This is a genomic window from Paenibacillus sp. CCS19, from assembly GCF_033239625.1.
Taxonomy (GTDB): Bacteria; Bacillota; Bacilli; order Paenibacillales; family Paenibacillaceae; genus Paenibacillus_T.
In genome coordinates, this window is the sequence record NZ_BTCK01000085.1 from 1 (window position 1) to 9,361 (window position 9,361).

General features: G+C 58.8%; 7 protein-coding genes and 1 pseudogene. 1 reads left to right on the forward strand and 7 read right to left on the reverse strand.

Annotation, left to right across the window (positions count from 1 at the left end; genetic code table 11):
• The 7 genes and pseudogenes from SBI19_RS29045 to SBI19_RS29075 form a co-directional block, all read right to left on the reverse strand.
• Window positions 1-263 (reverse strand): annotated as a pseudogene (locus tag SBI19_RS29045) (hypothetical protein); the annotation flags it as partial.
• Between the two features lie 29 nt (window positions 264-292).
• On the reverse strand, window positions 293-1,333 hold the full coding sequence (locus tag SBI19_RS29050; protein WP_317973020.1) for an ABC transporter substrate-binding protein: 1,041 nt from the start codon (window positions 1,331-1,333) through the stop codon (window positions 293-295).
• Window positions 1,334-1,419: 86 nt separating this feature from the next.
• On the reverse strand, window positions 1,420-2,325 hold the full coding sequence (locus tag SBI19_RS29055) for an ABC transporter permease (protein WP_317973021.1): 906 nt from the start codon (window positions 2,323-2,325) through the stop codon (window positions 1,420-1,422).
• A gap of 36 nt (window positions 2,326-2,361) precedes the next feature.
• Entirely contained in the window at window positions 2,362-3,099 is a 738-nt protein-coding gene (locus SBI19_RS29060) for an ABC transporter ATP-binding protein (RefSeq protein WP_317973026.1), read from the reverse strand.
• A gap of 437 nt (window positions 3,100-3,536) precedes the next feature.
• Entirely contained in the window at window positions 3,537-4,238 is a 702-nt protein-coding gene (locus tag SBI19_RS29065) for an NAD(P)H-dependent oxidoreductase (protein WP_317973022.1), read from the reverse strand.
• 3 nt (window positions 4,239-4,241) lie between these two features.
• Entirely contained in the window at window positions 4,242-5,606 is a 1,365-nt protein-coding gene (locus SBI19_RS29070; RefSeq protein ID WP_317973023.1) for an amidohydrolase family protein, read from the reverse strand.
• Between the two features lie 83 nt (window positions 5,607-5,689).
• Complete coding sequence (locus SBI19_RS29075) at window positions 5,690-7,387, reverse strand: CocE/NonD family hydrolase (RefSeq protein WP_317973024.1); 1,698 nt, start codon at window positions 7,385-7,387, stop codon at window positions 5,690-5,692.
• Window positions 7,388-7,631: 244 nt separating this feature from the next.
• On the opposite strand from SBI19_RS29075, the gene SBI19_RS29080 reads away from it, so the two are divergent.
• Window positions 7,632-9,218: a PucR family transcriptional regulator gene (locus SBI19_RS29080; protein WP_317973025.1), complete on the forward strand. Its 1,587-nt coding sequence runs from the start codon at window positions 7,632-7,634 to the stop codon at window positions 9,216-9,218.
• Window positions 9,219-9,361: the final 143 nt, after the last annotated feature.

Consider the following 9,361-nt stretch of genomic DNA (forward strand, 5'->3'; position numbering starts at 1 on the left):
CTTCTTGCGGGATCGATCGGCAGACTCTGCGGCTCGGGGGCGAAGGATATCGGCTGCGGCGGCTGAGCGCCGCGGCAGAGATCGGCCCGCTCCGGCGAAACGCGCCAATAATTGCGAGGATGACCAAGCTGTTTCACGCTGACTTCCCCCTTCGGAATAGGTTCGGAAGATGCCGCCTGCATCGCAATCGATAAAGCTCCGGCCATGACTTGCGCAGGGGCTGTCCTGCCGATTGCGAAGGCAAAACGAGCGTTCTTGCGCAACGGACGAAACCGATGGCTCTTGTCCGGCCCTACTTTGCAGTTTCCAAAAACGCCGTATCGAACGCCTTGGACACGTCCTGCTTCGCCTTCAAGCCGCCGATTTCCATCAGCTGATTCTGAATCAGGTTCCAGCGGTCTGCGGTCATGTAACCGATGCCGTTCGCTTTCGTCTCGTCGTTCAGAATGAACGGTTTTCCCTGCTCGGCCTCGTAATCCATCGCTTCGACAGCCATGTCTTTGTTATACGTCTGGATAAACGGATTGACGGTCTTGTAATTGTCCAGATAATACGCCCAACCCTTCTGGCTCGCCTGCACGACTGCCTTCACGATATCGGGATGCTTCTGTAAATAATCCTCGGTCGTGAACAACACATCGCAATAATTGGCGTAGCCGGAGTCGGCAATCTTCAGCACGTTCACCTTGACGCCCTGCTCGCCGAGCGCGTACGGCTCGTTAGTGATGTAACCTTGGTTGAGTGCGTCTTCCGTTTTCAGGAAATTGACCAGCTGCCCGTTATAGTTCAGTTCCTTGACATCCGTCAACTTGTATTTGTACTTGATGTATTCCCAGTACAGCACGCCGGGTTGAATGAAGACGGTCCGGCCCTGCAAATCTTCGAAGCCTCCGATCTTGTCCTCGGCGTGATAAATGAGCACCTGCGGCGTATATTGGAAGCCGGCCAGGAGGCCGACGACCGGAATGCCCTGTTCGCGAGCTCGCAAAATATCGTCGGCATAGGAGATGCCGAAGTCCGCCTGGCCGGAAGCGACAAGCTGCAGGCCGGAAACTTGAGGACCGCCGGGCTGGATCGTCATGTCGATGCCGGCATCCTCGTAGTAGTTCTGCTGCAGCGCAGCGAAATACCCGCCGTCCTCGCCCTTGGCGTACCAGCCTTCGACCAGGTGCGCCTTCTGCAGCTCCTTTGCGCCGCCTGCTGCGTCAGTGCCGTTCCTGACGTTCGAGCCGGCGCCGGAAGATGCAGACTCGTTTTTGGCTGCGGAGCAGCCGGCGGCCAGCAGCATCATGACGGCGATACCGAGTATCATCGGCGTTTTGTTTCGTTTCACGGTCAGCCCCCCTCTGTTCTCGTCATCGGTCTGGCTTTCGTTAGCCAATGCCTTTCGTTCCATTCGCTAATCGCCGCGAATCGCGATTAATTGTTGATCGCCGAATCGTGCCAGGAACGGAGCAGCCGGTTCGATAGAGCGTTAATCAGCAGGAAGAACACGATGCCCATAACGGCTGCGGACAACCCGCAGGCGAACAAATAAGCCGTCTGAAGCCGTGTCGATGCAACCGTGATCGCATAACCGAGTCCGCCCTGCAAGCCGCCGATGCCCGCCACGTATTCGCCGACGATGGCCCCGACGACCGACAGCGAACAAGATATTTTCATGCCGGCCATAATGTATGGCAGCGCCGCCGGAATACGCAGCTTCCAGATCGTCTGCCATTTCGTCGCGTTGTAGAGATAAAACAGGTTTTTCATATTCGCCTCAGTCGAGTTGAGGCCGATCAGCGTGTTCGACAGAATCGGGAAGAAGGCGATCAGGAAGGTGATGACGACGATCGCGTTCATGCCTGCGCCGCACCAGATGACGATAATCGGCGCGACCGCGACGATCGGAATGGTCTGCAGAATGATTGCGTACGGATAGACGCTGCGTTCCACCGTCTTCGAGAGAGCGAGCCCGATGGCGAAAGCGACGCCGAGAATGACGCTGAACGCGAAGCCGAGCACAGACTCCGCCACCGTCGTCCGGACGGAGATGAGCAGATTATGCCAATTCTCCGCCGCGGCCCGCACGATATCCGACGGCTTCGGGAACAGGTACGGCTTCACGCCGCTCATCCCAATGGCAATCTCCCAGACGGCGATGAACAGAATGAAGACGACGAGCGGCGGAATAACCCGCCCGGCGAATTTCCTCCATTTGGACTCGGATCGGGAGAGTCCGGAGGGCTTCTCGGCAACGATGGACGCCGCGGATACGGCGGGCGGCAATGCGCTGCCTGACGTATCCGGCACCGCATTGGCGCTTGCTACCAACTTTTCCATTCTCATTCTCCTTTCGAAGCTCGATTCGCGCTGCGGTTAATGCTTGAGCGCATCCGACACCTTGTGTACGTAGCTGCCGAATTCCGGCATCGACCGATAATCCTCCGAACGAGGGAAGGGAATCGGGACCTCGATGACCTCGGAAATTTTGCCCGGCCGCGGCGTCATGACGACCACCCGCGTCGACAGGAACGCCGCCTCGAATACGTTGTGCGTAATGAAGAGGACTGTCATTTTCCGTTCCTGATGCCAGATGTTCAGCAATTCGTCCTGCAGCGACTGACGCGTGATCTCGTCCAGCGCGCCGAACGGTTCGTCCATCAGCAGCAGCTTCGGCCGCGATATAAGCGCCCGGGCGATCGAGACCCTCATCTTCATCCCGCCCGACAATTGACGCGGCAGCACCTTCATATAATCCTTCAAGCCGACGAGCTCCAACACCCGCTCGCCTTCCCGGATTCGCTCCTTCTTCGGAACGCCCCGCAGCGTAAGCGGCAGCGTAACGTTGTCGATCAGCTTCTCCCACGGCAGCAGCGTGTGCTCTTGAAACACGAACGCGATTTCGTTCTGCTTGCGCGCTTCCTTCGGCGTCGTTCCGAGCACGGACAGCCGACCGGAAGTATGTCCGGTCAAACCCGCGATCATATTGAAAATGGTCGATTTGCCGCATCCCGACGGACCGACGAAGCACAGGAACTCGCCTTCGCCGGCCTGAAGGTTGACATGCTGCACGGCGACCGTTCCGTTCGGATAGACTTTGCCGATATCGTCCATGCTGACAAGATAATCCGAACTTCCCTTGCGTCCGGTTACCGAATGCAGAACTGTTCCTGCCGTAATAGTCGAACTCATTCGCGATCCCTCCTTGTAATCTATATGTAATATTTTATGACACATATTAAAGGGCATCAACGAATTTGATGCAAATATGGCTCTTCGCACAATGAATAGGCTTTTTATTTGGCATGGATTACGACGAACTTGATAATCTGTGTAAGTATACATGTCATATACGTAACATATTTCTTGCAACTTTCCGAGAGGAGTTCTCATCGCGCAACACAACCCCCTTTCGCGTTCGAGGCCAGGCCATCGTCTTCTCCTCAACACCATGCTCCGGAAAACAAAGATGCGGGTTAATGACCGATGCAAAAAAAAACCGCCCGGGCCGGTTTCCGGCAAACGGGCGGGCCATCTATCGATTCCGCATCCTATTTATTTAGAAATCCGCTCGTCGCAAGCGCCGATGCAACGGCAGCCACCCGGCGGCCGAGCCGCCCTGCCATGACCAGCTCGCGCTCGTCGGGCGTTCGCGAGCTGTCCGGCCCCGCCACCGTCGAAGCGCCGTAAGGCGAACAGCCAATGCCGTCGGCCGTCAAATATTCCGGATTCTCGGAATAAGGAAGCCCAACCATGATCATGCCGAAATGAAACAACGGCACCATCGAGGTCAGAATCGCAGCTTCTTGGCCGGTATGAATGGAGCCGGAGCTTGTGATAAGACCGGCCGGTTTCCCCTCCAGACCGCCGTCCGCACACAGATCCGAGGCGAATTCGAGAAACAGCTTCACCTGCGAAGGCATGAACCCGTAATAGGTCGGGAACCCCCACACGATGCCGTCGGCCCAGCGCAGGTCGGCGTTCGTCGCGATCGGCACCTCTTCCTGCTGCGCAAGCGAGCGCTCGTATTTCTCGAAGCGGCCGACCGTTTGAAAATGATGGCCGAGCTTTGATTCGCTCTCGCGTTTCTTGAATTTGTCCTGGAAGGGCGTCCGATTCGACTCGGCCTCCATCTCCGGTATGCGCCGAAGCCGCACCTCGCTCCCGAACTGCTCCGCACCGTCCGCCGCCGCCTTCGCCATTTCGTACACATGCCCGTAAGCGCTGTAATAAATGACCGCTATCCTGCTCATTCGTCAGCCCCTCTCTTTGCGAAAATGAATCCGTTCGCACGCATCCGCCCAATAGGTCCGCAGTATGCCCCCGTTCCACTCCGCACGAGGCGCGGCCGCGCGAAGGCATCGTCCTCTGCGCCATACCCAGCGCTGTTCCGGCAGCATGGTCAGCAGCTCCTCCGGCGTCGCCGCGTCCAGCACGACGAAGTCGGCGTCAAGCCCTGGTTCGATGCCGCCGCGCACACCCGCCACGGCGGCTGGATACGTCGTAATCATTCGCAGCGCTTCCCGAATGTCCGCCGGACTCCCCATATGAGCGGCATACGCGGTCACGAGGGAGATCAACAGCAGGTCTCCGCGGCCGAACGGATGGAACGGATCGTGGATGTTATCCGAGGCCGCGGCCAGCGGCACACCCGCCGCCAACAACTCCTTGACACGGGTGACGCCGCGCCGAACCGGGAAGCGGTCGTGCCGGCCCTGCAAATAGAGATTCGCGCCCGGCAAGGTCACAGCGCCGACGCCCGACTCCGCCAGGAGGGCGATTATCGGCTGCGCGTCTTCGTCCGCCATCGCCGCAAGGGAGCATAGATGACCGACCGTCACTTTGCCGGCCCAACCGTAATCGAGCGTCTTCCGCGCGATGTATGCCGCCGTCCGAATGTTCGGATTGTCGCTTTCGTCCGCATGCAGATCGATCGGGCAGCCGTATCGTTCCGCCAGCTCGAACACACGGTCGATATCAGGCCCCGGCTCCGGCGACAGATGCGGCGCTCCGCCCAATCCCGTCGCGCCCATGCGCAGCGCCTCGGCTGCCGTGTCCAACGCCTCTTCGGTCAATTCGGAATACGGAAGCATCGGGAAGAGCTGAATCGTCGCGTACGGCGCCAGCGCCTCCTTCACCTCAAGCGCGGCCTCGATCGTCCGCAGCGCAACTTCCCTGCCGTGCCTGACGTGAAAATCGAGATGCGACCGGAGCGTCGTGCTGCCGTACGAAATCGCTTGCAGCGCCGCGCGCATCATTCTAGCCTTCAGCTCGTCTTTCGTAAAATTCGGCACGGCATCCGAATAATTACGCACTGCCTCTTCCAGCGTGCCCGTAACATTACCCACCTTCGGGAGTGAGAACGCTTTGTCCAAATGCATATGCGCATCAACAAAGGCCGGCAGCACCGCTAGACCGCCGGCATCCAGCTTCAACGCGCTGCCCTCCGCCGGCATTTCGCCGCTCCAGCCGTCAAGCGACATCGTTTCCGGCGACGATTCAATCGCGCCTTCCTGCCGCTCGACCGCTGTCCAGACGCCTTCCTCGGCGGACAACGTGAACAGGGCGTTCTCATCCCGCAGCGGCAGCGCGGCATTCACGATTCTCAAACTGGATTTCATGAGTCGTCCTCCTCCGCACCTCTATAATAGAAATCGACCGATCTCGTTGCCGAGCGGACGACATTTTACGCGGACGCAAGCCGTTACCCGCCGGCCAGCGGCAGTTCGATCCGCGACAACGCTCCCTTGCCGCCTGCTACCGCAACGGTCGCGATATTCAGCTCTCCCGGTCCGGCGGCTGTAGCGCTGGCTAAAGGCGCCCCGTTCGGATGCCGAAGCAGGAGCGGGAATGCGCTGCCCGTCAATTCCAGTCTGATCGATGAACCGGCCGGACAGCGGATGGCGATCGGTCGAAGTTCGATGTTTGCCGTCTCCCAGCGGTTCTTTCTCAAGGCTCGGGCGTTTCCGATCTCCGTCCTCCCGACCGACAGAAATCTCGCCTCGCCGCCAGGAAGGAGCAACGTCAGCACGGCTACGAGATCGGTCGGTCCGTCCAGCGTCTGGCAAGCCGCTTGCACCCGAGGCGCGCCGAGCACATGAAGTTCCTCCCGCAACGGCTCGCCGGTATAGACCAATATTTCATAGCGGTCCTGCTGCGGGCTCCGGTCGACGGGAAGCGCCGAGGCAAGCGTCATCGGCAGCCGCGCGTCGTACACGAACACATCCGGCGCCGCCTCCTTGTCAATCTTATCCTCGTGATCCGCCAGTCTGCCGCCTCCGAGCGCGCCGTTCGACGGCAGCTCCGAGCCCGACAGAAACAGTCGCAAGGTCTTTCCCGCAGATGCCGCGGCAGCGTCAGGCCAGACATCCGCTTCTTCCCACCGTTTGCGAAGCGGCTCGAAATACCGGACCCGCGCTTCTTCGTACACGCCGTTGTTCGTCTCGCCTTTCAACCAATAATCGAACCAGCGCGCTTGCCTCAGGTGCATGTTGCCGTCCGCTTCCGGGCCGTGATCGATTCCGCCCGCCTTCCGGCCCCAAGGTATATGCGTCCACGGTCCGATTTCAAGCCGGTGAAACAGCTCGGGCGACTGGCCCCCGCCCTGCTGCAGCGCCGCGAACGATTGCATCGTGCCATGCAGCAGGAAGTCGTACCAGCCTCCGATATGCAGCGCCGGAATCGGTTTCTCTCGAAATGATGCCAGCCAGTTTAGTCCTGCCCAGTAATCGTCGTACGCCGGACGCCCGACCCAATCGAAATAAGCAGGCATATAGCGTTCAAGCAGCGGATGGCCGCCGTTCAAGGGCAACCGCCGAAGGACCGAGGCCGGATCCTGCATGACCTGGCTGCACATGATCTCCGCCTCCGTGTCGCCCGCGCGCCGAGCGCCGTCCCGAGCCAGCTGATATGCCCAAGGCAAACAGTTCTGCGCGTCGAAACTGCCGTAAGGGTACATCCAGCCATTATACAAATCCGCCGCCGTCATGCTCGGCGCGATTGCCGCCAGCTGCGGCGGGTGCAGCGAAGCTGCAGCCCATTGTACCGCGCCCTGATAAGAGAAGCCGTACATGCCGACCTTTCCGTTCGACCCAGGCAAGGCGGCAGCCCACCCGACCGCATCGTACCCGTCCTCCGCCTCATGGACGAACGGCGTGAATACGCCTTCGGAATCGCCCCGCCCGCGAACGTCTTGAACGACGACCATGTAGCCTCGCGAGGCATACCAGACCGGGTGCGCATGACTGACCGTCGAAGCGATCGAGCGGCCGTACGGCTGACGCATAAGAAGCACCGGGCAGTCTCTCCCGCCGATCGGCGTGTATATATCCGCGAATAGCGTAACGCCGTCCCGCAGCGTGCAGGGTACCTTCCGTCGAATCGATACGTCTCCGAAAATCATATTCACCCCTCCTAATTGACCGCCCCGCTAATATGTCAGATTTTATAACGTGAGTTTTGAGTGATACAAGCTTTTTTCGACCTGTTTGTATATTCGCACAAAAGAAACGAAGTTCGATTGTGAAAATCGACTAGGTATGCCATAATTAATGTTAGTTTATATAACATTAACTGAACATCAAGGCCTCGCATACGGTTGTCAATTGGAGAGGAACGTCGATTGGATGCAAAGGGGATGAATCGCCATGTATTTAACGGTGGAAGATGCGCTTAAAATTTACCCGTTGTCCGAAGGAAAGCTGACGGCGGGTCGTCAAGGCATCGGCAGAATCGTCAAATCCGTGAACGTCATGGACGCGCCGGATATTTCCGATTGGGTTCGCGAGGGCGACATCCTCTTCACGACCGCCTATTTGATGAAGGACGATCCTTCGGCAGGCGTGTCCCTCATTCGCAAGCTGGCGGAGAGAAGCGCCGCCGGTATCGGCATCAAGCTGGGACGATTCTGGTCGAACGTGCCGGACGACATGGTGGCGGAGGCGGACCGGCTCGGTTTCCCGCTCATCGAGCTGCCGTTTCCGTTCACCTTCTCCGACCAGATGAAAGGGCTGTTCAATGCCGAGCTGCAGCGCAGCACGCGCATGCTGCACGGCGTACTCGACAAACAGAAGGAGCTGATCCGGTTCGCGCTGGCTCCCGACGGCGTCGGCGAGCTGTTCAAGCGAATCGGCTTGATTCTCGGCGTACCGCTCGCCGTCGTAGGCCTGCGCGGGCAAATTCTATACAGCAGCCTGCCTCCCGCCGAGCTGGAGCTGCTCGGAAAGCACCCTCAGAAACCGACCGTCCAGTGGATTCGCACGGAGAACTGGAATCTGCTGCGCATTCCGCTGAAGAGCCCGGAAGCCGGACAGGACGCGATCCGCAGCGCCGTTTTTCAAATCTCGAAAGGGACGCCGCTCAAGGAGGAAGAGGGCCTCTTCCATCAAGCCGCCGAAATCATCTCGCATCATATGAACGCAATCGAACGGAGCTACATGGAACAGTCGACGCAGAACGAATTCGCCTCGCTGCTCAAAAACTATTTGAAACGCCAAATTTCGATCGACACGCTGCTCGAATGCGCCGCTCGGCACGGCATCTCGTTCGGAGGCGCCCCGTATCTATGCGCGCTGTTCTCGATCTCCGCGATCAGCGAACCGAAGCGCGACCGGATGTTCCGCACGATTCGCCAGGAATTGCAGTACCACCCGCTGCTGAAAGATTTCACGAGCCTGCATTTTCACGTCGATGACGCCATTCTGACCATCCTGCCCGATCGGACGTCGCCCGGCGCCAGCAAGCCGGCCCATCTGCTGGCCAAGGTGTTCGCGGACATCGCGGCCGAATCCGGCAGCGGTCTGCGCATCACGCTCAGCCACACGAAGCATAAACCCGAGCATCTCGAGCAGGCGTATCGCGAATGCTACGACGCCCGGGAAACGGCCGAACGATTGTCGATCAGCGATTTCGTCGTGGCATTCGAAAACGTGGAAATGTCCTATCTGTTCGAGTCCGTCCCGCAAGACAAAATGCGCCGTTTCCTCGACATGACCCTGTCCCCGATCATCGACAAAGCGCCGGACTCCGCGCAAGACCTGCTGCGAACGCTGGAGTTGTACATCGAGAACAACGGACAGGTGAACGAGACGGCGAAGCAGCTGTACATTCACCGCAACACAGCCGCCTACCGGCTCGATAAGATCGGCGAGCTGCTGCAGGTGGACTTCAAATCCTTCTCCGACCTGTTGAAGCTGAAGCTCGTCATCATGTTTAAGGATACGCTGAAGCCTTGATCCCGTCTCGCACTCATCGATCGAAACCGGTTCCATGCAATAAAAGGAAGACAACACGGCAAAAAAGGCCTGCATGAGGATGGTCAAGACCCTAATTAATGGACAGTAAGAAAAACCCCTACTTCGCAAGCTGGCTCTGGTAC

Excerpts from the sequence above, each read along its gene's own strand:
- SBI19_RS29075 (WP_317973024.1), bottom strand. The coding sequence starts at position 7,387 with ATGATTTTCGGAGACGTATCGATTCGACGGAAGGTACCCTGCACGCTG.
- SBI19_RS29055 (WP_317973021.1), bottom strand. The coding sequence starts at position 2,325 with ATGGAAAAGTTGGTAGCAAGCGCCAATGCGGTGCCGGATACGTCAGGC.
- SBI19_RS29070 (WP_317973023.1), bottom strand. The coding sequence starts at position 5,606 with ATGAAATCCAGTTTGAGAATCGTGAATGCCGCGCTGCCGCTGCGGGAT.
- SBI19_RS29080 (WP_317973025.1), top strand. The coding sequence starts at position 7,632 with ATGTATTTAACGGTGGAAGATGCGCTTAAAATTTACCCGTTGTCCGAA.
- SBI19_RS29060 (WP_317973026.1), bottom strand. The coding sequence starts at position 3,099 with ATGGACGATATCGGCAAAGTCTATCCGAACGGAACGGTCGCCGTGCAG.
- SBI19_RS29065 (WP_317973022.1), bottom strand. The coding sequence starts at position 4,238 with ATGAGCAGGATAGCGGTCATTTATTACAGCGCTTACGGGCATGTGTAC.